The sequence below is a fragment of the Streptomyces sp. NBC_01142 genome (assembly GCF_026341125.1).
Taxonomy (GTDB): Bacteria; Actinomycetota; Actinomycetes; order Streptomycetales; family Streptomycetaceae; genus Streptomyces.
On record NZ_JAPEOR010000001.1, the window covers coordinates 2,296,333 to 2,318,828 of the forward strand.

The following is a 22,496-nucleotide window of genomic DNA, read 5'->3' on the forward strand; positions in this document are numbered from 1 at the left end:
CGGCGGCTTTGCCCCGCCCCACACGGGCTGGCCTGCCCCTGTGTGGCGTTGCGCTGGGGAGGGGCCGTGGAGGGTCGTCCCCGCAGGGATTGGCGGCAAAACCCGGCCCACGAAAACGGGACCCTGTATGCCGCCGACCCCGAGGAGTCGAGCCCGGAGGGGCACCGGAACCCGCACCAAACAGGACCCCGCACCACAGGCCCGAGCCACCCGCGCCCGCACCACGCAGGACCCCGCACCACAGGCCCCGGCCACACCCACCCGCACCCGACAGGCGCCCGCGCCACGGGCCCGAGCCGGACGCACCCGCACCACGCAGGAACCCGAGCCACAGGCCCGAGCCACACCCACCCGCACCCGACAGGCGCCCGCACCACAGGCCCGAGCGACACCCGCCCGCACCGGACAGGCGCCCGCACCGGGTCGGGAGGCCGCCCGGCCACAGGCGCCCGCACCGAACAGGACCCCGCACCACGGGCCCGAGCCACCCGCACCCGACGGGAGACCGCGCCCCGCGCCGCACGCACCCGCCCCCCATCCCCGCCCCCTCCGCCCGCGACGCGGAATATCCTGGGGTTCTTGGCCATCGGCTGACAAAGGAGTCCGAAGGTGCCGTCGATGCTCGATGCCGTCGTCGTAGGGGCGGGACCCAACGGACTGACCGCCGCCGTCGAACTGGCCCGCCGCGGCTACTCAGTGGCCGTGTACGAGGCCATGGAGACCGTGGGCGGGGGTGCGAGAACGGAAGAGCTCACCCTCCCCGGCTTCCGCCACGACCCCTGTTCCGCCGTCCACCCGCTGGCCATCGGCTCCCCCGCCTTCTCCGCCATGCCGCTCGAGCGGCACGGCCTGGAGTGGCTGCACCCCGAGCTGCCGCTCGCCCACCCTTTCCCCGACGGCACGGCCGCGGTGCTGAGCCGTTCGGTCGGCGAGAGCGCCATGTCCTTGGGGGCCGGTGACGCAGGGGCGTACCGCCGCCTCGTCGCGCCCTACCTCGGCCACTGGGACACCTTCGCCGCGGACTTCCTGCGCACGCCCTGGGACGGGCTGCCGCGCGACCCGTACCGCTTCGCCCGCTTCGGACTGACCGCGCTCCAGCCCGCCACGTGGCTCTCCCGCCGATTCCGGGGCGAGCGGGCCCGCGGCCTGTTCGCCGGGCTTGCCGCCCATGCCATCGCACCCCTCAGCGGACTCGCCACCGGCGGGATCGCCCTGATGTTCGCGCTCGCCGCTCATGAGAAGGGCTGGCCGTTGCCGCGCGGCGGTTCGCAGGCGATCTCCGACGCCCTCGCCTCGTATCTGCGCGAACAGGGCGGCACCCTCCACACGGGCGCGGAGGTGAAGCGGCTGGACGAGCTGCCCCCGGCTCGCGCGTACATCTTCGACACCTCGCCGGCCGCGCTCGCCCGGATCGCCGGTCTGGGCCAGGCGTACCAGCACTACCGGTACGGCGCGTCCGCCTTCAAGATCGACTATGCCCTGTCGGGCCCGATGCCGTGGACCGCGAAGGAGGCCCGCGCCGCCGGGACGGTGCACATCGGCCCCACCGCCGGTGAGATCGATGCGGCCCTGCGGGCAGCCGTCTCGGGCCGCGACCCCCAGGTGCCCTTCCTGATCACCGCGCAGCCGAGCGTGATCGACCCGTCCAGGGCCCCTGCCGGCAAGCATGTCCTGTGGGTGTACGGCCACGTCCCGGCCGGCTGGGACGGCGATGCGACCGAGGTCATCGAGCGGCAGCTGGAGCGGTTCGCCCCCGGATTCCGCGACCTCGTGCTGGCACGTGCCGTCGCGGGTCCGCCCCAACTGGCCGTGCGCAACGCCAATTACGTCGGCGGCGACATCGCGTGCGGAGCCTTCGCCGGGCTTCAGACGCTGATCCGCCCCAAGCTCGCCCGCGTCCCGTACGCGACCGCGCACCCCGCCGTCTTCATCTGCTCCTCCGCGACCCCGCCGGGCCCTGGCGTGCACGGGATGTCGGGCCACCATGCGGCGAAGGCGGTCTGGCGCAGTCTGCGGAGGGTGAAGTCATGATCGAGATCACCCTCGTACGCGGCGACATCACTCGGCAGCACGTCGACGCGATCGTCAACGCAGCCAACTCCTCGCTGCTCGGCGGCGGTGGCGTCGACGGTGCGATCCACCGCCGGGGCGGGCCCGAGATCCTGGCGGAGTGCCGGGCGCTGCGTGCCTCGCACTACGGCAAGGGACTCGCCACCGGGCAGGCCGTCGCCACCACGGCGGGCCGGCTCGACGCCCGGCAGGTGATCCACACCGTCGGACCCGTCTGGTCGCGGAAGGAGGACCGGTCCGCGCTCCTCGCCTCCTGCTACCGCGAATCGCTGCGCGTGGCCGCCGAGTCGGGGGCCGAGACCGTCGCCTTCCCGGCCATCTCGACCGGTATCTATGGCTGGCCGATGGACGACGGCGCGCGCATCGCGATCCGTACGGTGCGCGAGGCAGCCGCCGCGCCGGTCACCGAGGTACGGTTCGTGCTCTTCGACGAGAATGCGTACCAGGTGTTCGAGGCGGCCCTGGCCGAGCACGGTTGATGTCGTTTTCTCGCTAGCCCTGCCCTCTCGCGTGTCCGATGCTTGAGCCATGCACACCGACACCGAGCGCTGCGTACGCGCAGTTCAGTCGAAGGACGCCCGCTTCGACGGCTGGTTCTTCACGGCCGTGGTGACCACGCGGATCTACTGCCGCCCCAGCTGCCCGGCCGTGCCGCCGAAGGTCGAGAACATGACCTTCCACCCCAGCGCCGCCGCCTGCCAGCAGGCCGGATTCCGTGCCTGCAAGCGCTGCCGGCCCGACACCAGCCCCGGCTCGCCGGAGTGGAACGCCCGCGCCGACGCCGTCGCCCGCGCCATGCGCCTCATCCGGGACGGGGTCGTCGACCGCGAAGGCGTACCCGGGCTGGCCGCCCGCCTCGGCTACTCCACCCGGCAGATCGAACGGCAGCTCCTGGCAGAGCTGGGCGCGGGCCCGCTCGCCCTGGCCCGCGCCCAGCGCGCCCAGACCGCACGTCTGCTCATCGAAACCACCGGGCTCCCCATGGCGGACGTCGCCTTCGCGGCCGGATTCTCCTCCATCCGCACCTTCAACGACACCGTTCGGGAGGTCTTCGCGCTCGCCCCGAGCGAGCTGCGCACCCGCGCCGCGCGCAGCCGCACCACACGCTCCCGCACCACACGTGGCAGCACCGCGTCGCCGCAGACCCCCGGCGTGATCGCGCTGCGGCTGCCGTACCGCGCGCCGCTCAACCCCAGCAACCTCTTCGGGCATCTCGCCGCGACCGGCGTCCCCGGTGTCGAGGAGTGGCGGGACGGGGCGTACCGGCGGACGCTCAGCCTGCCGTACGGGCACGGCATCGTGGCCCTCACCCCACAGCCCGACCACATCGCCTGCCGGCTCTCCCTCACCGACCCGCGCGACCTGACCATCGCGATCAGCCGCTGCCGCTGGATGCTCGACCTGGACGCGGACCCGGAGGCCGTCGACGACCAGCTGCGTACGGATCCGCTCCTCGCCCCCCTCGTCGACAAGGCCCCGGGCAGGCGGGTGCCGCGCACCGTCGACGCCGCGGAGTTCGCCGTACGGGCGGTGCTCGGCCAGCAGGTCTCCACGGCCGCCGCCCGCACCCACGCCGGCCGGCTCGTCACCGCACACGGCACACCGGTCGGTGACCCGGAGGGCGGCCTGACCCACCTCTTTCCCTCCTCAGAGGCGCTGGCCGCACTGGACCCCGAGGCCCTGGCGCTGCCCCGCAGCCGCCGCACCACACTCACCACGCTGGTCGGGTCGCTGGCCGACGGCTCGCTCAGGCTCGACCCGGGCAGCGACTGGGACCGGGCGCGCGCCCAGCTGACCGCGCTGCCCGGCTTCGGCCCCTGGACCGTCGAGGTCATCGCTATGCGCGCCCTCGGCGATCCCGATGTTTTCCTGCCCGGTGACCTCGGAGTCCGGCGTGCGGCGGCGGAGCTCGGACTGCCGTCGACCCCGGCCGCTCTCACCGCGAGCGCCGCGGCCTGGCGGCCCTGGCGCGCCTACGCCGTCCAGTATCTCTGGGCCACCGACGATCACGCCATCAACCACCTCCCGGTATAAGGAAGTTCACTCATGATCAGGCAGCACACGGTCGTCGACAGCCCCTACGGCCCGCTGACCCTCGTGGCCACCGGCGGCGTGCTGAGCGGCCTCTACATGGTCCAGCAGCGCCACCGCCCGGCGGAGGAGACCTTCGGCGTACCGGACCCCGCGCCGTTCGGTGAGACGATCCGCCAGCTCGATGCGTACTTCGCCGGCGAGCTCACGGAGTTCGACCTGCCGATGCGGCTCGACGGCACGTCCTTCCAGCAAGGAGTCTGGGGCCTGCTGCGGCAGATCCCGTACGGCGAGACACGCACCTACGGCGAGCTGGCCGCAGCGCTCGGCAGCCCCGCCGCCTCCCGCGCGGTGGGGCTGGCCAACGGCAAGAACCCGATCGGGATCATCGTCCCCTGCCACCGGGTCATCGGATCGACGGGCAGCCTCATCGGCTACGGCGGGGGACTCGACCGCAAGCAGCGGTTGCTGGCGCATGAGCGCGGGGTGCCCGACGAGGCGCTGTTCTGAACCCGCCGTGCCACCGGCCCCGCGCCTCCGCATCGCATCCCACGGTGCCCGCACCGGCCACCGCGCCCTGCGCGCCGGTGCCGCCGGGTTTCCCGGCCCCGGTCCTCAACCGCCGGACGGGCCGGAAGCAAGCCGGCTCAGCAGCTCCGGCAGCGCTGTGCCGATCGGCTCGCGGACGACTTCCGCGGCGTGTTCGTCGTACGGCGTCGGTTCGGCGTTCACGACGATCAGCCGCGCCCCGTGCTCCGCCGCGATGCCGGCCAGCGAGGCGGCGGGCTGCACCTGAAGGGTCGTACCGACCGCGATGAAGATCTCGCTGGCCTTCGCGATCGCCGTCGCCTCACCCAGCACCACCGGGTCGAGACGCTCCCCGAACATCACCGTCGCCGACTTCAGGATTCCGCCGCACACCTGGCACGGAGGGTCCTCCTCGCCCGCCTCGACGCGTTCCAGTGCCTCCGCCATCGACGAGCGGGCGTGGCAGCGGGTGCAGGTCACTGCCCGTGCGGTGCCGTGGAGTTCGAGGACCTTGCGGTCGGGCATGCCCCCGAGCTGGTGCAGTCCGTCGACGTTCTGGGTGAGCACCCGCACGGCGACGCCGTCCCGCCGGTCCAGCTCGGCGACGGCGCGATGCGCGGCGTTCGGTTCGGCGCGCCAGGTGGTGCTGTTGCGCCGCATCTGCCAGGAGCGGCGCCGGATCTCCGGGTCGCCCATGTAGAAGTCGTACGTGACGAGCTTCTCGGCCTCCGGATCGCGCCGCCACAGTCCCTTCGGCCCACGGTAGTCGGGGATGCCGGAGTCCGTGGAGATGCCGGCGCCGCTGAGGATCGCGACGAGAGTCATGCCGCGAGCCTACGCAGCGGCTCACGCGGCGGCGAGCCGATTTCGCCCGGCGCCGCGGTCCGCCGGCCGACCTCAGCGGGAGCTCTGGGCAGCCTTGGTGAACGGTGTGGGCGCCTTGCCCGTCCAGCGGTGCAGCACCGCCTTGCCGGTCTCCTTGGTGCCGGTGCCGTCCTTGATCTTTCCTGCCTCGCCGAGGTAGAAGCGGCCGTCGTCGAGGGAGACCAGTCCGTACTGGCCGCCCGACCGCCAGCCGTACGTCCCCGACGGCGTGTGGTGCAGCCCCTTGCGCAGCAGCGACAGCAGCCGTCCGCGCTCGGGCCGCTGCTGGCCGCGGATGGCACCGGTCACGGGGCGCTTCTTGCCGTCGACGACGAAGAGGGAGTAGTTGGGGAAGCCGGACTTCTTCCCCTTGTACACGGCCATCAGCCAGTTGCCGCTGTGCCCGTCGTACTCCAGGTTCTGCACCCCGTACGTGGTGTTGCCGGTGTAGACGAAGTACTTGCCGTCGGGGGCGCCGGGTCCGTAGCGGTGGGGGTCCTTCTCGGTCAACGGGCGCTCGTACTTCTTCCAGTTCCGTACGTCGTACTGGAGCAGGACCTGGTGGTCGTTGTCCTTGCGGGTGGTGTGGGAGTACAGGCCGTACGCGACGGTCAGCTTCTGCTGTCCCGGGCTGCTGCCGAACTCCGGCCCGAACGCGACGCCGTCGATGCCGCTGCACCCGTAACGGTGGTCGGGGGTCTTGGCCGTGTCGCCGTCGAAGACACCGTCACCGTTCATGTCGGCCGTGTAGTCCCGCACGACCTCCTTGAGATGAACGGTCGACACGACGCCGGAGGACTGGGCGTCCATGTTCATCCGGGTGATGCGGTCACCGTTGAAGATGGAGATGTAGTACGCCTTGGTGGTGGCGTACTCGAGGGAGCCGTAGACGCGTCCGTCGGCCGCGTTGAAGTCCACGTCGCCGAGATGACCGGTGAAGCCGGTGACCGAGCCGAGCGGCTTCCCGCGCAGATCGGTCTTTACCAGCATATTGGTGAACGAGTAGTACACATGGCCCTTGCGGCGGTCCAGAGCCAGGCCCTGCAGATGGCCGGACTTCCAGGCCCCGCCGTTGAGGAAGGCGGGCAGCGCACGATTCACGACGATGGGCAGTCCGCGGTGCACGGGGGCGGCCAGTTCGCGCGCCGGTGTCTCGGTGGGCTGGGCCGCGGGGGCGGCTCCGCCGATCGCCACAACGGCCAAGGCGACGACGGTCGTCAGCAGGCCGCGCATGTGCGTGTACATGATCCCTCCGGGTGTCCTGGGGATCGGGATGCTTCCCGGCGGGCGTGCACGGCCCGGGGCCGCCCGGCCAACGAAATATGAACGTGCGCAGGCGGCATGCCAGTTACGGGAGGATCAGCGCGACGAGAGCCGGGCGGGCAAGCCGGGCGGACGTGCCGCGCTGACGGGCAGACGGCTCGGTGGGCAGCTCAGGCGGGCGGCAGCCCGTTCTCCAGCTCCACCGTCCCGCTCCCCGTCTCCAGGGCGTCGAGCGCTGCCAGGACCCGATGCCCCAGGGCGCCGATGAGGTGCTCGAGGATCCCCTCGCGGGACACCAGCCGCCAGGAGACCAGCTCCTCCTCCTGCAGCCGGATCGCCTTGAACTGCGCCTCGGCCAGCACTCCGCCGTCGTACACATACGCGGCAATGGGCGGACGCTCCTCACCCGGCACCCAGTCGATCGCGAGCAGTGGGCCCAGTTCCACGTCCAGACCGATCTCCTCGAGGGTCTCCCGGCGGGCGGCCTGCCGCGGGGTCTCGTTCCGGTCCGACTCGACCGTCCCGCCGGGGAGGGCCCAGCCCTTGCGGTAGTTGGGCTCGACGAGCAGCACGCGCCCCTCGTCGTCACGGAAGAGCGCGGCGGCGCCGGCCAGGATGCGGGGGAGAGAGGCGATGTATGCGGCGTAGTCAGAAGTGGTCACGCGCGGCAGCGTAGTTGGTGGCAGAAGTCGCTCCGCATGGCCGGCACCGACACGACGCCGGGCGCGCAGGTGAACGGGAGGCGAGCAGCGGCAGAACCGCCGAGGTGCCCGGCGCGCCCGCCAACCGGGCCCGGGTGCCCGGCGATTCGGGCCGTCGCGAGCACTGGCATCGAAATCACTCTATATAGGGCAATTTCGGGCAATAGGATGGAGTCGGCGACCTGCCTTGGCGGCGGGTTGCGGTCGCTGCACGTTGCTCAGGCGGTGACTCTCGGTCAGCGCGTGCAGTCTCGGTGGCGGGGGCAGAAAGATCGGTTTGGTGCTCATGGTGCCACGTGACTGCACCACTATGGTGCGGAATGTCAGGACAACATGGGGTGGCATGCCCTCTGATCGTGCGGATAGGGTCGGGGCGGCGCGACTGCCTGTTCGAAAGCAAGGGATAGCAAGGTGACGGACGGAGCAGTGATTCAGCCCACGCGTGTGCTCGTCGCGGCTGACAAGTTCAAGGGCTCGCTCACGGCCGTGCAAGTCGCGGAGCGGGTGACGGCCGGTCTCCAGCGGGTGGTACCGGGTCTGGCGGTCGAGACTCTGCCCGTCGCGGACGGCGGTGACGGCACGGTCGCCGCCGCGGTGGCGGCCGGGTTCGAGCGCCGTGAAGTGCAGGTGACCGGCCCGCTCGGTGATTCGCTGACGGCGGCGTACGCGCTGCGGGACGGCACCGCGGTGGTGGAGATGGCGGAGGCCTCGGGCCTCCAGCACCTCCCGGCGGGCGTGTTCGCGCCGCTCACCTCGACGACGTACGGCTCCGGTGAACTGCTGCGTGCCGCGCTCGACGCGGGAGCGCGGACGATCGTCTTCGGCGTCGGCGGCAGCGCGACGACGGACGGAGGCGCCGGGATGCTGGAGGCGCTCGGGGCGCGCTTCCTGGACGCGGCGGGCGAGCGCGTCGGACCGGGCGGCGGCGGGCTGCGCGACCTGGCGTCGGCGGACCTGTCCGGTCTCGATCCGCGCTTCAAGGACGTGGACCTGGTCCTGGCCAGCGATGTGGACAACCCGCTGACGGGACCGAAGGGCGCGTCGGCGGTGTACGGCCCCCAGAAAGGCGCGACCCCCGAGGACGTCGCCACGCTGGACGCGGCCCTCGCGCACTACGCCTCGGTCCTGGAGACGGCCATCGGCCCCAAGGCCGCCGAGCACGCCCTCTCGCCCGGCGCCGGCGCGGCGGGCGGCATCGGCTACGGCGCCCTGGTCGGCCTCGGCGCGAGCTTCCGGGCCGGCATCGAGGTCATGCTCGACGTGCTCGGCTTCGCCCCGGCGCTGGAACGGGCGACCCTGGTGATCACGGGCGAGGGTTCTCTGGACGAGCAGACCCTGCACGGCAAGGCCCCGGCGGGCGTCGCGGCGGCGGCCCGAGCCCAGAACATCGAGGTCGTCGCGGTCTGCGGCCGCCTCGCGCTGGCTCCCGAGGCGCTGGGCCGTGCGGGCATCCGCCGCGCGTACGCCCTGACGGAACTGGAGCCGGACCCGGCCCGCTGCATGGCGGAGGCGGGGCCGCTGCTGGAACGGGTGGCGGAGAACATCGCGAGGGACTTCCTGCGCTGAGGGTGCCGGGGGGCGGGGCACTTCCCCCACCCCGCCCCTTCCCGAAACTGGGGGGAGCCCCCAGGCCCCCACTACGTGGGGGAAGGTGGACGTGGGGGCTGACGCCCCCACACCCCCGGGGGACGCCGGCTTCGCGGCGCGAGACGTCCGGGCACCCCCATGAGCACCGTCCACGCGACGCGAGGGGTACACCCCCCATGAGCACCGTCCACGCGACGCGAGAGGCACAAACCCCCACGAGCACCGTCCGCGCGACGCGACGCGAGAGGCACAAACCCCCACGAGCATCGACCGCGCGACGCGACGCGAGAGGCACAAACCCCCACGAGCATCGACCGCAGCGAGAGGCTTACGGCGACACCCCCACGGGCGCAGACTTCGCAGGGTGCGGCGCGTGCGGGCTTGGCCCCCGGTCACGGACGGGGGGACGCGCAGGGGTGGAGCCGGGACGTAAAGCGTGATTTGTGGCGCACGGGAAACGGCACCCTCACGGGGTCACCTTCAGCGCGCCGTAAATCGTGCAGTCCCGGCGCAACCCCGGAGCGGACCCCAAACCCGCACCCCCCAGGACCGGGCGCCCCAAAGACCCCACCCGAGCACCCCCAGGACCGGCCACCCCAAGGCACCCGCCCGAGCACGCCAGGACCCGCACCCCAGGACCGCGCACCCCAAGACCCCGCACCCCAGGACCGGACCCCCCGGAACCCCGCACCCCCCAGGGACCGAGCCGCCCCCTCACCCCGGGGTCAAGCGGAACGCGTCCAGCGCCAAGGTCATTTCGATCAGGTCGCGCGGGCGCGACAGCGACCTCGACGTCAGTTGTTCCAGGCGGCGCAGGCGGTTGAAGACCGTGTTCCGGTGGCAGTACAGCCGCGTTGCCGCCCGCCCCGCCGAACCCCCGCACTCCAGCCACGCGTCCAGCGTCTCCAGCAGCACCGCCCGGTCCGCCGGGTCCAGCTCCAGCAGCGGGCCGAAGACGTCCGCGATCAGACGGGCCGCCAGTTCCGGCTGGCTCACCACCAGCGCCGTCGGCAGCCGCTCGTCCAGCCGCACGATCCGGTGCGCATCCGGACCGCACGTCCGTAACGCCGTCTCAGCCAGCCGCCGCGCCAGACCCAGGTCCCCGAGGCCCAGCACCACCGGGCTGATCCCGCCCGGACCCGGGCAGCGCCGGTGCAGCACCTCCGCGAGTTCCGCCAGCCCGGCCCCCGCCCCCAGCGCGACGACCGCGATCTCGTAGTCCGTACGCATCCGCCAGAAGAAGCGCAGGCCCTTCGACTCCGCGATCCGGTGGAACGGCTCACGCCCCGCCGCGCGCTCCACCCGGACCACCACCACCGCGTACCGCCCCTGCTCCGGCAGGTCCAGACCCGCCGCCGCGCTGGCCGCGAGACCGGGCGTGGTCCTGCCCTCCAGAAGTGCGTCCAGCAGCGCCTGCACCCGCTCGTCGCTGCGCCGCTGCATCTGCTGCTCCGTGCTGCGGTACGCGTCCGCGACCGTCGATGCCTGACGGTCCACCCCCGCCCATATACGGGACGCCGTGTGCACCAGCACCGGCAGCGCCTCAGGGTCCTTCTCCGTCACGATCTCCAGCAGCTCGTCCCAGACGAGATATCCCGCATGGCGGTACGCGTACAGCACCAGATCGAGCGCGAGGCCCTGCTCGGCGCGCTGCCGGCCGAGCCGTTCCGCGTAGGCGAGATCCCGCCGGGGCGCCGTCCGGGGCGCGGCCAGGGCCTCGATGCCGTACCGCATCGCCTCGTTGATCTGCTGCCAGTGCTCGTCCCGCGGCACGGCGAGATCGAACTGTGGTGAGTGGGCCCGGAGTTCCTCGATGAGCAGATCCGTCAGCCGCGGCACGCGCTCCAGAAGCACCTGGGAGGCGCTCACCAGGACCGACCACTCACGCTCGGTGCGCGCTCTGCGGCCATCCATGGCTGGTGAGGATGCCAGCCCTTGTGCCCGTGCACAATGCGCGCGCGGCACCCCTGGTCATCCGCAGCGATTCGGTCGTACGGCGTGGACGGTACGGCGCCCCGGTGGTGGTGTGTGCCCCCACAGGCACGCCGCCGGGCAGGCCGGAGAAGGGGGACCGCATGGCCGCCTCACTCGAGGTACGTGAACTTTCCGTGGGCTATGGGCCGGTACGGGCGCTGCGTGAGGTCTCCGTCGACGTACCGGACGGGGCGATCGTCGCCGTCCTCGGCGGCAACGGCGCCGGCAAGTCAACACTGCTGCGCGCCATTTCCCGCACTCTGGCCTTCCAGCGCGGCAACGCCACCTCCGGCAGCATCCGCTTCGACGGCCGTCCGCTGGACGGGCTGAGCCCCGCCCGGGTGGTGGCCGCCGGAGTGGTCCAAGTCCCGGAAGGGCGACAGGTCTTCGCCCGGATGACGGTGGCCGACAATCTGCGGGCGGGCGCGCTGGGGGCCCGCGGCGGCAGGCGGGAGGCCGCCGCGGCGCTGGCCCGCGTACACGAACTGTTCCCGGTCCTCGCGGACCGCGCCCGTCAGCGGGGCGGGCTGCTCTCGGGCGGTGAGCAGCAAATGCTGGCGCTGGGGCGGGCGTTGATGGCCAGGCCTCGGCTGCTGCTGCTCGACGAGCCGTCGCTGGGTCTCGCCCCGCTGATGGCGGCACGGATCGCCGAGACCGTCCAGGAGATCAACGCGCGCGGTACGTCGGTGCTGCTGGTGGAGCAGAACGCGGCGATCGCGCTGCGGCTGGCCTCGACGGCGTATGTCCTGGAGGTCGGCGAGGTAGCCCTGGAGGGCCCCGCGGACCGGTTGGCCGCCTCGGACGAGGTACGCCGCCGCTACCTGGGGGTGGTCGACGAGACGGCCGCGCAGGACGCGGTACGCGCCGAGGCAACCGCGCCTGCTCTGCGGAGATGGTCGGCGTGAAGGACGACGTCCCTCCGGGCGCCCCGCCCCAGGTCGCGTCGGTCGGCGGTTGCGACCCCGCACCCGAAACCGGCACTCCCGCCCTCCACCTCGACGCCGTCACCGTCCGGTTCGCCGGGCTCACCGCCCTCGACGCCGTCTCCTTCACCGTCGAGCCCGGCAGTGTCCACGCCGTCATCGGGCCCAACGGCGCCGGAAAGTCCACCTGCCTCAACGTCCTGTCCGGCGTCTACCGCGCCACCTCCGGCAGAGTCCGCCTCGGCGGCACCGAGCTCACCGGCCTCCCCCCGCACCGCATCGCCGCCCTCGGTATCGCCCGCACCTTCCAGAACCTCGCGCTCCCGCCTCACGCCACCGTCGCCGACAGCCTGCTCCTCGGCCGCCACCGGCTCACCCGCGCAGGTTTCCTCGCCGCCGGGCTACGGCTGCCGTCCGCGGCCCGCGAGACCCGCCTCCACCGCGAACGCGTCGGTGAAATCGCGGAGTTCGTCGGGCTCACGGACGGCGATCTCGTACGGCCGGCCGGAGCCCTGCCGTACGGAAAACGGAAGCTCGTCGAGCTCGGCCGCGCCCTGTGCATGGAGCCGCAGCTCCTGCTCCTCGACGAGCCTGTCGCGGGCATGACCGCCGACGAGAGACGGCAGACCGCCTCCGTCGTCGCAGGTGTACGCGACAGCCTCGGCATATCCATCGTGTTGGTCGAACACGACATGGGGGTGGTGATGCGGCTCGCGGACGCCGTGACCGTACTCGACTTCGGACGCCGGATCGCGGGCGGCACACCCGCCCAGGTGCAGAACGACCCGGCCGTTGTGCAGGCCTACCTCGGAACGGAGGCCCAGGCGTGACGACCTTCACCGAACTCCTCCTCGGCGGACTCTCCATCGGCTCCGTCTACGCCCTGATCGCCCTCGGCTTCGTCGTCATCTTCAAGGCCACCGAAGTCGTCAACTTCGCCCATGCCTCGCTCCTCCTCGCCGGCGGATATGTCACCGCTGTACTCCACGACGACATCGGCTTCTGGCCCGCCCTGGCCGTCGGCATCGCGGGTGCCGCGGTCGTCGGCGCAGCCGTCGAGTTCCTCGTCATGCGCCGCTACCGGGGCTCAGACCACAGCGTCCTCGCCATCGTCACCATCGGCGTCGACATCCTCCTGACCACCGAACTCACCCGCCGTATCGGGACCGACGTCCTCGCACTCGGCGACCCCTGGGGCGACCGGGTCGTGACCATCGGCGACATCACCCTCGCGCAGACCCGCATCGCGGCCTTCGTCGCTGCCGCGCTGCTCATCGCCGCCTTCCTGCTGGCGTTCCGCTTCACCACCTGGGGCGTGGCGATGCGCGCGGCCGCCGAGAACCCGCAGACCGCCGCCCTGATGGGGGTACGTCTGGGTCGCGTCTCGCTCGCCGCCTGGGCGGTCGCGGGCGCCCTCGCCGCCGTCGCCGCGCTCTTCCTCACCGTCTTCCCGACGCCCGGACTCGAACGTTCCACCTCTCTGGCCGCCCTCAAGGCCTTCCCCGCCGCGATCCTCGGCGGGCTCGACTCCACCACCGGAGCCCTGGCGGGCGGCCTGATCGTCGGCGTCACCGAGTCGTTCGCCACCGGATACCAGGGCGATCTGACGTTCCTGGGCAGGGGGATCGGCGATCTCGCGCCGTATCTGGTGATGGTGCTCGTCCTTCTGATCAGGCCCGCCGGGCTCTTCGGCACGAAGGAGCCCGCCCGTGTCTGATACCGCGTCCGCAACCCTCGACACCACCAAGCCCCTCAGTCTCGTCAGGAACCCCAAGGCGTACGCCTGGATCGCCTTCGGTGTCCTCCTCCTCGCCCTCCCCTTCTACCTCGACCGCTTCTGGCTCCAGGCCGGGCTGTTCGCCATGGCCGCCGCGGTCGGCGCCATCGGGATCAACCTGCTCACCGGCGCGACCGGACAGCTCTCCATGGGCCACGCCTTCTTTCTCGCCGTCGGCGCGTACGGCTACTGCGTCCTGGCGGGCGGCAACGACGCCGAGAGCGGCCACCGCCTCGTCGGCCTCGGCCTGCCGACCTGGCTCGCCGCCGTCCTCGCCGTGCTTCTCGCGGGCCTGGCCGGCGGGTTGTTCAGCCCGATCGCGGGCCGGCTGCGCGGCGCGTATCTCGGTATCGCCACCCTCGCCCTGATCTTCATCGGCCAGCACGTCCTGTTCAACGCCCGGGATCTGACCGGGGGCTTCAACGGGCGCGCCGTCCCGCCGCTCTCCCTTTTCGGCTTCGACTTCGACGACACCGAGGTCGTCATCGCCGCCGTTCCCTTCCAGTCCATGGAGAAGCTCTGGTACGTGGCGCTGCTCGCACTCCTGGCCGGCGGGCTGTTCGCACGCGGGGTGCTGCGCGGCCGCCCCGGACGCGCCATGAACGCCCTGCGCGACCACCGCATCGCCGCGGGCGTGATGGGTGTCCCGGTCGCCCGCTACCGGGCCGCCGTCTTCGTTCTGTCCTCGATGTACGCGGGACTCGCGGGCGTCCTGCTGGCCCTGGTCTTCCAGCGCACGGTCCCCGAGTACTTCGGCATGATCCTGTCCCTCGAATATCTCGCCATGATCGTGATCGGCGGCCTCGGCACGGTCGCGGGAGCGGTCGTCGGCGCGGTCTTCGTCTCCCTGCTGCCGCAAGTCCTCACCCACTACAGCGACAGCCTCCCGCTGGTCTCCGCCCCGGGCACGGGCGGGGTCTCGCCCGGGGAGGCGTCCCGCTATCTGTACGGCGCCGCGGTCGTCGCCGTGGTGCTGTTCCTGCCCGGCGGGCTCACCCGTCCCATCACTCCACGGGAGAAGAAATGAAGCCACGTCTGTACGCGGCGGTGCTCGCGGCCGCACTGACCCTTACCGTCGCCGGATGCAGCGAGAAGGCCACCAAGGGCGAGGGCGACGAGAAGGACGCCGGGGGCGTCAAGACCGGCGAGGGCGTCACCGGCAAGACCATCACCCTGGGCGTACTCACCGACATGACCGGCGTCTACGCCTCCCTCGGCAAGAGCGTCACGCAGGCCCAGCAGCTGTGGGCGAAGCAGACCAACGCGGCCGGCGGCATCTGCGGCCGGAACATCGAGCTGACCGTCCGCGATCACGGCTACGACCCGCAGAAGGCCGTCGCCGCCTATACCGAACTCGAACCGGAGGTACTCGGCTTCGCCCAGTTCATCGGCTCACCCTTCGTCGCCGCGGTCAAACAGCGCATCGACGGCCAGGACAAGGGACTCGTCCTGCCCCAGGCCTGGTCCGCCAGTCTGCTCGGCAGCCCGTATGTGCGCGTCGTGGGCGCGACGTACGACATCGAGACGATCAACGCGGTCGACTACCTGCTCACCCGGAAGCGCATCGCCAAGGGGGACAGGATCGGCCATGTCTACTTCGAGGGCGACTACGGCGAGAACGCACTGGCCGGCTCGAGGTACGCAGCCGGGCAAGCCGGGCTGACCGTCGTCGAGCAGAAGATCAAACCGACGGACAACGATATGTCGGCGCAGGTCGCAGCGCTGAAGAAGGCAGGCGTCAAGGCGGTCCTGATCAGTGCCGGACCACGTCAGGCGGCCTCGCTGGTCGGCGTCGCGGCGGCCGGCGGCTTCAATGTCCCGGTCGTCGGCAACAACTCCGCCTTCGCGCCGCAGCTGCTGGCGACTCCGGCGGGTCCCGCGCTGACGAAGGACTACTACGTCGCCGCCTCCACCCTCCCCATCGGCGCCCCGGACGCGGGCCCGGCCAAGCTCGCCAAGGAGTACACGGCCGCCTACCCCAAGGACGGCCTCGACAACGGCGTCGTCGCCGGGTACACCGCCGCCAACGTCTACGGGGAGGTCCTGAGGAAGGCCTGCGCCGACAAGGACCTGACCCGGGCCGGCATCGACAAGGCGCTGCTGACCCTGACGGCGTACGACAGCGGCTTCGGCATCACGCACGACTTCTCCGACCCCGCCGCGCCCTCGACCCGGCAGAGCCTGATCCTGAAGCCGGACACCAAGGTTCCGGGCGGTCTGAAGGTGGTGCGGCCGGCGACCGTGGCGAAGGCGGCGGAGTCCTTCAAGGCAGGCGGCTGATCCCGCGGATGCGGTGCCGGGCATTGCCGGGCTGGCACTGCCCGGCAATGCCAGGACATGACGAGGGCCCGGGTGCGATCCGCACCCGGGCCCTCGTCATGCATGGATACCGCTACGGCAGCTGTGCCGTCCTTGCCTCGCGGCTTTCGCGGCGGTTGTCACGGAAGGTGTTCACGCGTCGCGCGGTCGCGAAGAGCGGGATCGTCGCCGCCATCACGATCTGCAGGGCGCAGCCGGTCTGGAGCAGCACCTGACCGCCCGGGGCGTCGAACGCCCACGCCGCCAGCATCCCCATCGCGGCCACTATCCAGCCGAGCATCGCCACCGCGAGGACACCCCGCGGCTTGGGGTACTCGACCCGGCTCACCATCAGCCATGCCGTGCCGATGATCGCCAGCAGCGTCGGGATGAACGGCAGCTCCAGCAGCACGATGGAGACGACCGTGAGCGCGCCGAAGGGGCTCGGCATGCCCTGGAACATGCCGTCCTTCATGGTGACGCAGGAGAATCTGGCAAGCCGCAGCACCACCGCCAGCAGCACGACGATCGCGGCCACCGCCGAGACCTTCTGCTGGGCGTCGTCCGCGACCATTCCGTACACGAGCACGAAGTAGGCGGGGGCAAGCCCGAAGCTGATCAGGTCGGAGAGGTTGTCCAGCTCCGCGCCCATCGGCGAGCTGCGCAGCTTGCGTGCCACGAGCCCGTCGCAGAGATCGAAGATCGCCGCGAGCAGCATCAGGATCACGGCGGTGGCGGCGCTGTTGCGCGCCATGCCGCTCTCGTTGCTGCCCGTCAGGTGCGGGATGAGGATCCCGGTGGTGGTGAAGTACACCGCCATGAATCCGCATGTGGCGTTACCGAGCGTGAGGGTGTCCGCTATTGACAGCCTCAGTGACAGGGGCATGTCTTCGGTGTCGTCCTCGGCCTCAGCCTCGGCGACCCAGCCGGCCTGTGTGTCGGGATCAATCACGGTCAATTCGAGTCACCCCCGCGGTCGTGGTCTGACCGACCTCGACAGCGACGTCGACACCTTCCGGAAGGTAGATGTCAACGCGCGATCCGAAGCGGATCAGACCGATGCGCTCGCCCTGCTCGACCTTGGTCCCCTGCGGCAGGTACGGCACGATGCGCCGGGCGACGGCGCCCGCGATCTGCACCATCTCGATGTCGCCGAGCTCGGTGTCGAAGTGCCAGACAACGCGCTCGTTGTTCTCGCTCTCCTTGTTGAACGCCGGAACGAAACCGCCGGGGATGTGCTCGACGGACGTCACCGTGCCCGCGAGGGGAGCGCGGTTGACGTGAACGTTCAGCGGGCTCATGAAGATCGCGACGCGGGTGCGTCCGTCCTTCCACGGCATGATGCTCTGCACCACACCGTCGGCGGGCGAAATGACCCGGCCCTGAGCGATCTCGCGCTCGGGGTCACGGAAGAACCACAGCATGCCCGCCGCGAGCGCGGTGGTGGGCACGGCAATGGCCGCCGCGCGCCGGGAGCGGCGCGAGCGGGCCAGGCTGAGTGCTGCGGTGGCGACGGTCGGCAGAAGCCACGGCGATGCTCCGCGAGCGATACGTACGCCAAAGAGGCTGTCGCGTGGTGCAGAGGTTTGGCTGTGGGGCATGGATGACCTTCGTAGCGGATGATGCCGCGCTGGCAACGGGGACGGCGGCTTTCCGTCGATGTTATCGGGTGCAAGCCGCAACTGGGAAAGCAAGAAGCCGAGTCGGAGGCCGGAAGACGATGACAGGGTGTGATCTTCTTCGCGGCCAAACCGGCTCATACGCGAAAATCAGCCCTGGAACCGGTACTCCTCGAGCAGCCGACGACCAATGATCATTTTCTGGATCTCGGCGGTACCTTCACCGATCAGCAGCATCGGCGCCTCGCGGTAGAGGCGCTCGATCTCGTACTCCTTGGAGAAGCCGTAGCCGCCGTGGATACGGAAGGCGTCCTCGACGACTTCCTTGCAGTACTCGGAGGCGAGGTACTTCGCCATCCCTGCCTCCAGGTCGTTTCGTTCCCCGGAGTCCTTTTTGCGTGCTGCGTTCACCATCATCGCATGCGCGGCCTCGACCTTGGTAGCCATCTCAGCCAGCTTGAACTGAATTGCCTGGTGCTGAGCGATCGGCTTGCCGAAAGTGTGACGCTGCTGGGCATACGAGACACCCAGTTCGAACGCACGTTGCGCGACGCCACAGCCACGTGCCGCGACATTGACGCGACCGACTTCGACGCCGTCCATCATTTGGTAAAACCCTCGGCCGGTGGTGCCGCCGAGTACCCGATTGGCCGGAATGCGCAGTCCGTCCATGATGAGCTCGGTCGTGTCGACGCCCTTGTAGCCCATCTTGTCGATCTTCCCCGGAATGGTGAGGCCGGGTCGGACCTCCCCGAAGCCGGGCTCCTTCTCGACCAGGAAGGTCGTCATCGACTTGTGGGGGGCGGTGCCCTCCGGGTGTCCTTCGTCACTCCGGCACAGAACGGCGACCAGATTGGACGTTCCGCCGTTCGTCAGCCACATCTTCTGGCCGGTGAGGACGTACTCGTCGCCGTCCTTGACGCCCTTGGACGTGATCGCCGACACATCGGAGCCCAGCGCCGGCTCGGACATCGAGAACGCGCCACGCGTCTCGCCCAGCGCCATCCGCGGCAGGAAGGTGTCCTTCTGCTCCTGCGTGCCGTGCTGCTTGAGCATGTACGCGACGATGAAGTGCGTGTTGATGATGCCCGAGACGGACATCCAGCCACGGGCGATCTCCTCGACGCACAGCGCGTACGTGAGAAGCGACTCGCCCAGGCCGCCGTACTCCTCCGGGATCATCAGCCCGAACAGACCGAGTTCCTTGAGGCCTTCGACGATCTGCGTGGGGTACTCGTCGCGGTGCTCCAGCTCGGTGGCGACAGGGATGATCTCCTTGTCGACGAAGTCCCGGACGGTGGCCAGAATTTCCTGCTGGACGTCGGTCAGCCCGTGCGTCTGGGCGAGTCGGCTCATGGCTACTTCTCCGTGTTCTGCCGTGGGGCCTGGAGCTCCGGGCGGCCGGGCTGCTCGCCGCCGCGCTCCTTGATGTATGTCTCGGTCGGGACCATCACCTTGCGCCGGAACACGCAGACGAGGGTGCCGTCCTGCTTGTAGCCCTTGGTCTCGACGTAGACGATCCCGCGGTCGCTCTTCGAGCGGGAGGGAGTCTTGTCGAGGACGGTCGTCTCGCCGTAGATCGTGTCGCCGTGGAAGGTCGGCGCGACGTGCTTCAGCGACTCGACCTCCAGGTTGGCGATCGCCTTGCCCGAAACGTCCGGGACCGACATGCCGAGCAGCAGCGAGTAGATGTAGTTGCCGACGACGACGTTCTTCCCGAAATCGGTCGTCTTCTCCGCATAGTTGGTGTCCATGTGGAGGGGGTGGTGGTTCATGGTGAGCAGACAGAAGAGGTGGTCGTCGTACTCGGTGACCGTCTTCCCGGGCCAGTGCTTGTAGACCGCGCCGACCTCGAACTCTTCGTAGGTGCGTCCGAACTGCATCGCTTACGCCTCCGGGGCTTCGAACTTGGACGTGCGCTGCAGGCCGGCCGCCCGGCCCTTGCCCGCGACGACCAGGGCCATCTTGCGGCTGGCCTCGTCGATCATCTCGTCGCCGAGCATCGCCGAGCCCTTCTTGCCGCCGGCCTCCGAGGTGCACCACTCGTAGGCGTCCAGGATCAGCTCGGCGTGGTCGTAGTCCTCCTGGGAGGGCGAGAAGACCTCGTTGGCCGCATCCACCTGGCCGGGGTGCAGCACCCACTTGCCGTCGAAGCCCAGCGCGGCCGCACGGCCGGCGACCTCGCGGTACGCGTCCACGTCACGGATCTGCAGGAAGGGACCGTCGATCGCCTGGAGGTCGTGCGTACGGGCCGCCATCAGGATGCGCATCAGGATGTAGTGGTACGCGTCGGCGCCGTAGCCGGGCGGCTGCTGGCCGACGACCAGGGTCTTCATGTTGATGGAGGCCATGAAGTCGGCCGGGCCGAAGATGATGGTCTCCAGACGCGGCGAGGCGGCGGCGATCTCGTCGACGTTCACCAGACCCTTGGCGTTCTCGATCTGCGCCTCGATGCCGATCTTGCCGACCTCGAAGCCCATCGTCTTCTCGATCTGGGTCAGCAGCAGGTCCAGCGCCTTGACCTGGGTGGCGTCCTGGACCTTCGGCAGCATGATGCAGTCGAGGTTGGGGCCCGCGCCCTCGACGACGGTCACCACGTCGCGGTACGTCCAGTGCGTGGTCCAGTCGTTGACCCGCACGACCCGGGTCTTGCCCGTCCAGTCGCCGTTGTTGAGCGCGTCGACGATGGTGTGCCTGGCGCCTTCCTTGGCGAGCGGCGCGCACGCGTCCTCCAGGTCCAGGAAGACCTGGTCGGCCGGGAGGCCCTGGGCCTTCTCCAGGAAGCGCGGGTTCGAACCGGGGACCGCGAGGCAGGAGCGGCGCGGGCGCAGACGGTTGACGGGCGTGGTCATGCGGGGACCTCCAGAGGGTCGAGCTTGTTCGCTTTCCGGATCTCGTCGACGATACGGCCGATGATCTCCGTGATGCCGAAGTCCTTCGGGGTGAAGACGGCGGCCACACCCGCCGCCTTCAGATCGGCGGCGTCGGCGTTCGGGATGATCCCGCCGACGATCACCGGAATGTCGGCCGCGCCGGCCTCTCGCAGCCGGTCCAGCACATCCGGCACCAGCTCGGCGTGCGAGCCGGACAGGATCGACAGGCCCACACAGTGCACGTCCTCCGCGAGCGCGGCGTTGACGATCTGCTCGGGCGTGAGCCGGATGCCCTGGTAGACCACTTCGAAGCCCGCGTCGCGGGCACGTACGGCGATCTGCTCGGCACCGTTGGAGTGGCCGTCGAGGCCGGGCTTGCCGACCAGCAGACGCAGCCTCCCCGAGCCCAGCTCGTCGGCGGTGCGGGACACCTTCTCCCGTACGGCAGCCAGCGGCGTGCCCGCTTCCGCGGTGACCGCGACGGGGGCGCTGGAGACGCCCGTGGGCGCGCGGAACTCGCCGAACACATCGCGCAGGGCCCACGACCACTCGCCGGTGGTGACACCCGCGCGGACGCACTCCACGGTTGCTTCCATCAGGTTGACGGAGCCCGCGGCGGCCTTCTTCAGCGAGGCCAGGGCCTCGGTCGCGCGTGCCTCGTCGCGGTTGTCGCGCCATTCGTGGAGCGACGCGACCACGCGTGCCTCGTTCGCCGGGTCGACCGTCATGATCGCTTCGTCCAGGTCCGCGGTGAGCGGATTGGGCTCGGTCGACTCGAAGCAGTTGACGCCGATGATCTTCTCGTCGCCCGACTCGATCCGGGCTCGCCGCTCGGCGTGCGAGGAGACCAGCTGTGACTTGAGGTAGCCGGATTCGACGGCGGCCATCGCGCCGCCCATCTGCTGGATCCGGTCGATCTCGGCGAGGCACTCGGTGACCAGGGAGTCCACCTTGGCCTCGATGACATGCGAGCCCTCGAAGATGTCCTCGTACTCCAGCAGGTCCGACTCGTGGGCCAGTACCTGCTGGATACGGAGCGACCACTGCTGGTCCCACGGCCGGGGAAGTCCCAGCGCCTCGTTCCACGCCGGGAGTTGTACGGCCCGGGCGCGGGCGTCCTTGGAGAGGGTGACGGCCAGCATTTCGAGGACGATGCGCTGGACGTTGTTCTCCGGCTGGGCCTCGGTCAGACCGAGGGAGTTGACCTGGACGCCGTAGCGGAAGCGGCGCTGCTTGTCGTTCTCGATGCAGTACCGCTCACGCGTGACCTTGTCCCAGATTCGGGAGAAGGCACGCATCTTGCACATCTCTTCGATGAACCGAACGCCTGCGTTGACGAAGAAGGAGATACGGGCGACGACATCGCCCTTGCGGTCCTCGGGGACCTGACCCGAGGCGAACACCGCGTCGAGCACGGCGATCGCGGTGGACATCGCGTACGAGATCTCCTGGACCGGAGTGGCCCCCGCCTCCTGCAGGTGGTAGCTGCAGATGTTGATCGGGTTCCACTTCGGGATGTTGTTCACCGTGTAGGTGATCATGTCCGTCGTCAGACGGAGCGAAGGACCGGGCGGGAAGACATGGGTCCCGCGCGACAGATACTCCTTGACGATGTCGTTCTGCGTCGTCCCCTGGAGCTTGGTGATGTCCGCGCCCTGTTCCTCGGCGACCACCTGGTACATCGCCAGCAGCCACATGGCGGTGGCGTTGATGGTCATCGAGGTGTTCATCTGCTCCAGCGGTATCTCCTGGAACAGCCGGCGCATGTCGCCCAGATGCGAGACCGGGACCCCGACCCGGCCCACCTCGCCGCGGGCGAGGATGTGGTCGGGGTCGTAGCCGGTCTGCGTCGGCAGGTCGAACGCGACCGACAGGCCGGTCTGGCCCTTGGCCAGATTGCGCCGGTAGAGCTCGTTGGACGCTTCGGCGGTCGAGTGACCGGCGTACGTCCGCATGAGCCAGGGCCGGTCCTTCTGACGTTCAGTCAT

At 70.4% G+C, this 22,496-nt stretch carries 20 protein-coding genes; 10 read left to right on the forward strand and 10 right to left on the reverse strand.

What is annotated here, in order from left to right:
• The first annotated feature begins 609 nt into the window (after positions 1 to 609).
• From OG883_RS10505 to OG883_RS10520, 4 genes are read left to right on the forward strand one after another with little or no spacing between them, the layout of a single operon-like run.
• Complete coding sequence (locus tag OG883_RS10505) at positions 610 to 2,031, forward strand: NAD(P)/FAD-dependent oxidoreductase (RefSeq protein WP_266538119.1); 1,422 nt, start codon at positions 610 to 612, stop codon at positions 2,029 to 2,031.
• Entirely contained in the window at positions 2,028 to 2,549 is a 522-nt protein-coding gene (locus OG883_RS10510; RefSeq protein WP_266538122.1) for an O-acetyl-ADP-ribose deacetylase, read from the forward strand. Before OG883_RS10505 ends, OG883_RS10510 begins: the two co-directional genes overlap by 4 nt.
• 49 nt (positions 2,550 to 2,598) lie before the next feature.
• The gene (locus tag OG883_RS10515; protein WP_266538125.1) at positions 2,599 to 4,104 is read left to right on the forward strand and encodes a DNA-3-methyladenine glycosylase 2; all 1,506 of its coding nucleotides are present in this window, start codon (positions 2,599 to 2,601) and stop codon (positions 4,102 to 4,104) included.
• 12 nt (positions 4,105 to 4,116) lie between these two features.
• On the forward strand, positions 4,117 to 4,611 hold the full coding sequence (locus tag OG883_RS10520) for a methylated-DNA--[protein]-cysteine S-methyltransferase (RefSeq protein WP_266538126.1): 495 nt from the start codon (positions 4,117 to 4,119) through the stop codon (positions 4,609 to 4,611).
• A gap of 105 nt (positions 4,612 to 4,716) precedes the next feature.
• Here OG883_RS10520 and OG883_RS10525 read toward each other — a convergent pair whose 3' ends face one another.
• The 3 genes from OG883_RS10525 to OG883_RS10535 all read right to left on the reverse strand — a co-directional run bounded on the left by OG883_RS10525 (position 4,717) and on the right by OG883_RS10535 (position 7,418).
• Positions 4,717 to 5,454 (reverse strand): Sir2 family NAD-dependent protein deacetylase, encoded by a 738-nt coding sequence (locus tag OG883_RS10525; RefSeq protein WP_266538128.1) that lies wholly within the window; start codon positions 5,452 to 5,454, stop codon positions 4,717 to 4,719.
• A gap of 72 nt (positions 5,455 to 5,526) precedes the next feature.
• Positions 5,527 to 6,738 (reverse strand): hypothetical protein, encoded by a 1,212-nt coding sequence (locus tag OG883_RS10530; protein WP_266538131.1) that lies wholly within the window; start codon positions 6,736 to 6,738, stop codon positions 5,527 to 5,529.
• A gap of 188 nt (positions 6,739 to 6,926) precedes the next feature.
• A complete protein-coding gene (locus OG883_RS10535; protein WP_266538134.1) occupies positions 6,927 to 7,418 on the reverse strand; it encodes an NUDIX hydrolase in 492 nt (163 codons plus the stop codon).
• A 450-nt stretch (positions 7,419 to 7,868) separates the two neighbouring features.
• Here OG883_RS10535 and OG883_RS10540 point away from each other — a divergent pair, with 450 nt between their 5' ends.
• On the forward strand, positions 7,869 to 9,023 hold the full coding sequence (locus OG883_RS10540; RefSeq protein ID WP_266538137.1) for a glycerate kinase: 1,155 nt from the start codon (positions 7,869 to 7,871) through the stop codon (positions 9,021 to 9,023).
• A 735-nt stretch (positions 9,024 to 9,758) separates the two neighbouring features.
• Here the strand turns inward: OG883_RS10540 and OG883_RS10545 are convergent.
• Positions 9,759 to 10,958: a CdaR family transcriptional regulator gene (locus tag OG883_RS10545; RefSeq protein WP_266538140.1), complete on the reverse strand. Its 1,200-nt coding sequence runs from the start codon at positions 10,956 to 10,958 to the stop codon at positions 9,759 to 9,761.
• 161 nt (positions 10,959 to 11,119) lie between these two features.
• Between OG883_RS10545 and OG883_RS10550 the strand changes: the two genes are divergently transcribed.
• The 5 genes from OG883_RS10550 to OG883_RS10570 are packed head-to-tail and all read left to right on the forward strand — an operon-like array spanning position 11,120 to position 15,998.
• Positions 11,120 to 11,923, forward strand: coding sequence for an ABC transporter ATP-binding protein (locus tag OG883_RS10550; protein WP_266538143.1), 804 nt, complete (start codon positions 11,120 to 11,122; stop codon positions 11,921 to 11,923).
• Positions 11,920 to 12,771: an ABC transporter ATP-binding protein gene (locus tag OG883_RS10555; RefSeq protein WP_266538146.1), complete on the forward strand. Its 852-nt coding sequence runs from the start codon at positions 11,920 to 11,922 to the stop codon at positions 12,769 to 12,771. The genes OG883_RS10550 and OG883_RS10555 overlap by 4 nt, the downstream gene beginning before the upstream one ends.
• Positions 12,768 to 13,658 (forward strand): branched-chain amino acid ABC transporter permease, encoded by an 891-nt coding sequence (locus tag OG883_RS10560; protein ID WP_266538149.1) that lies wholly within the window; start codon positions 12,768 to 12,770, stop codon positions 13,656 to 13,658. The genes OG883_RS10555 and OG883_RS10560 overlap by 4 nt, the downstream gene beginning before the upstream one ends.
• A complete protein-coding gene (locus tag OG883_RS10565) occupies positions 13,651 to 14,745 on the forward strand; it encodes a branched-chain amino acid ABC transporter permease (RefSeq protein WP_266538152.1) in 1,095 nt (364 codons plus the stop codon). Before OG883_RS10560 ends, OG883_RS10565 begins: the two co-directional genes overlap by 8 nt.
• A complete protein-coding gene (locus OG883_RS10570; RefSeq protein ID WP_266538155.1) occupies positions 14,742 to 15,998 on the forward strand; it encodes an ABC transporter substrate-binding protein in 1,257 nt (418 codons plus the stop codon). The genes OG883_RS10565 and OG883_RS10570 overlap by 4 nt, the downstream gene beginning before the upstream one ends.
• Before the next feature lie 112 nt (positions 15,999 to 16,110).
• On the opposite strand, the gene pssA is transcribed toward OG883_RS10570, so the two are convergent.
• From pssA to OG883_RS10600, 6 genes are all read right to left on the reverse strand, one after another.
• The gene (gene pssA, locus OG883_RS10575) at positions 16,111 to 16,968 is read right to left on the reverse strand and encodes a CDP-diacylglycerol--serine O-phosphatidyltransferase (RefSeq protein ID WP_266541399.1); all 858 of its coding nucleotides are present in this window, start codon (positions 16,966 to 16,968) and stop codon (positions 16,111 to 16,113) included.
• The gene (locus OG883_RS10580; RefSeq protein ID WP_266541401.1) at positions 16,961 to 17,617 is read right to left on the reverse strand and encodes a phosphatidylserine decarboxylase; all 657 of its coding nucleotides are present in this window, start codon (positions 17,615 to 17,617) and stop codon (positions 16,961 to 16,963) included. Before OG883_RS10580 ends, pssA begins: the two co-directional genes overlap by 8 nt.
• 168 nt (positions 17,618 to 17,785) lie before the next feature.
• Positions 17,786 to 18,991, reverse strand: coding sequence for an acyl-CoA dehydrogenase family protein (locus tag OG883_RS10585; protein ID WP_266538156.1), 1,206 nt, complete (start codon positions 18,989 to 18,991; stop codon positions 17,786 to 17,788).
• A 2-nt stretch (positions 18,992 to 18,993) separates the two neighbouring features.
• Complete coding sequence (locus OG883_RS10590) at positions 18,994 to 19,518, reverse strand: MaoC family dehydratase (protein ID WP_266538160.1); 525 nt, start codon at positions 19,516 to 19,518, stop codon at positions 18,994 to 18,996.
• A gap of 3 nt (positions 19,519 to 19,521) precedes the next feature.
• Positions 19,522 to 20,487, reverse strand: a complete 966-nt coding sequence (locus OG883_RS10595) for a CoA ester lyase (RefSeq protein ID WP_266538163.1) — start codon at positions 20,485 to 20,487, stop codon at positions 19,522 to 19,524.
• A complete protein-coding gene (locus tag OG883_RS10600) occupies positions 20,484 to 22,496 on the reverse strand; it encodes a protein meaA (protein WP_266538166.1) in 2,013 nt (670 codons plus the stop codon). The genes OG883_RS10595 and OG883_RS10600 overlap by 4 nt, the downstream gene beginning before the upstream one ends.

What these genes read in the sequence shown, in the direction of transcription:
- OG883_RS10570 (WP_266538155.1), top strand. Translation starts at nt 14,742, where the DNA reads ATGAAGCCACGTCTGTACGCGGCGGTGCTCGCGGCCGCACTGACCCTT.
- OG883_RS10580 (WP_266541401.1), bottom strand. Translation starts at nt 17,617, where the DNA reads ATGCCCCACAGCCAAACCTCTGCACCACGCGACAGCCTCTTTGGCGTA.
- OG883_RS10590 (WP_266538160.1), bottom strand. Translation starts at nt 19,518, where the DNA reads ATGCAGTTCGGACGCACCTACGAAGAGTTCGAGGTCGGCGCGGTCTAC.
- OG883_RS10520 (WP_266538126.1), top strand. Translation starts at nt 4,117, where the DNA reads ATGATCAGGCAGCACACGGTCGTCGACAGCCCCTACGGCCCGCTGACC.
- OG883_RS10600 (WP_266538166.1), bottom strand. Translation starts at nt 22,496, where the DNA reads ATGACTGAACGTCAGAAGGACCGGCCCTGGCTCATGCGGACGTACGCC.
- OG883_RS10545 (WP_266538140.1), bottom strand. Translation starts at nt 10,958, where the DNA reads ATGGATGGCCGCAGAGCGCGCACCGAGCGTGAGTGGTCGGTCCTGGTG.
- OG883_RS10515 (WP_266538125.1), top strand. Translation starts at nt 2,599, where the DNA reads ATGCACACCGACACCGAGCGCTGCGTACGCGCAGTTCAGTCGAAGGAC.
- OG883_RS10510 (WP_266538122.1), top strand. Translation starts at nt 2,028, where the DNA reads ATGATCGAGATCACCCTCGTACGCGGCGACATCACTCGGCAGCACGTC.
- OG883_RS10550 (WP_266538143.1), top strand. Translation starts at nt 11,120, where the DNA reads ATGGCCGCCTCACTCGAGGTACGTGAACTTTCCGTGGGCTATGGGCCG.
- OG883_RS10530 (WP_266538131.1), bottom strand. Translation starts at nt 6,738, where the DNA reads ATGTACACGCACATGCGCGGCCTGCTGACGACCGTCGTCGCCTTGGCC.
- OG883_RS10525 (WP_266538128.1), bottom strand. Translation starts at nt 5,454, where the DNA reads ATGACTCTCGTCGCGATCCTCAGCGGCGCCGGCATCTCCACGGACTCC.
- OG883_RS10595 (WP_266538163.1), bottom strand. Translation starts at nt 20,487, where the DNA reads ATGACCACGCCCGTCAACCGTCTGCGCCCGCGCCGCTCCTGCCTCGCG.
- OG883_RS10585 (WP_266538156.1), bottom strand. Translation starts at nt 18,991, where the DNA reads ATGAGCCGACTCGCCCAGACGCACGGGCTGACCGACGTCCAGCAGGAA.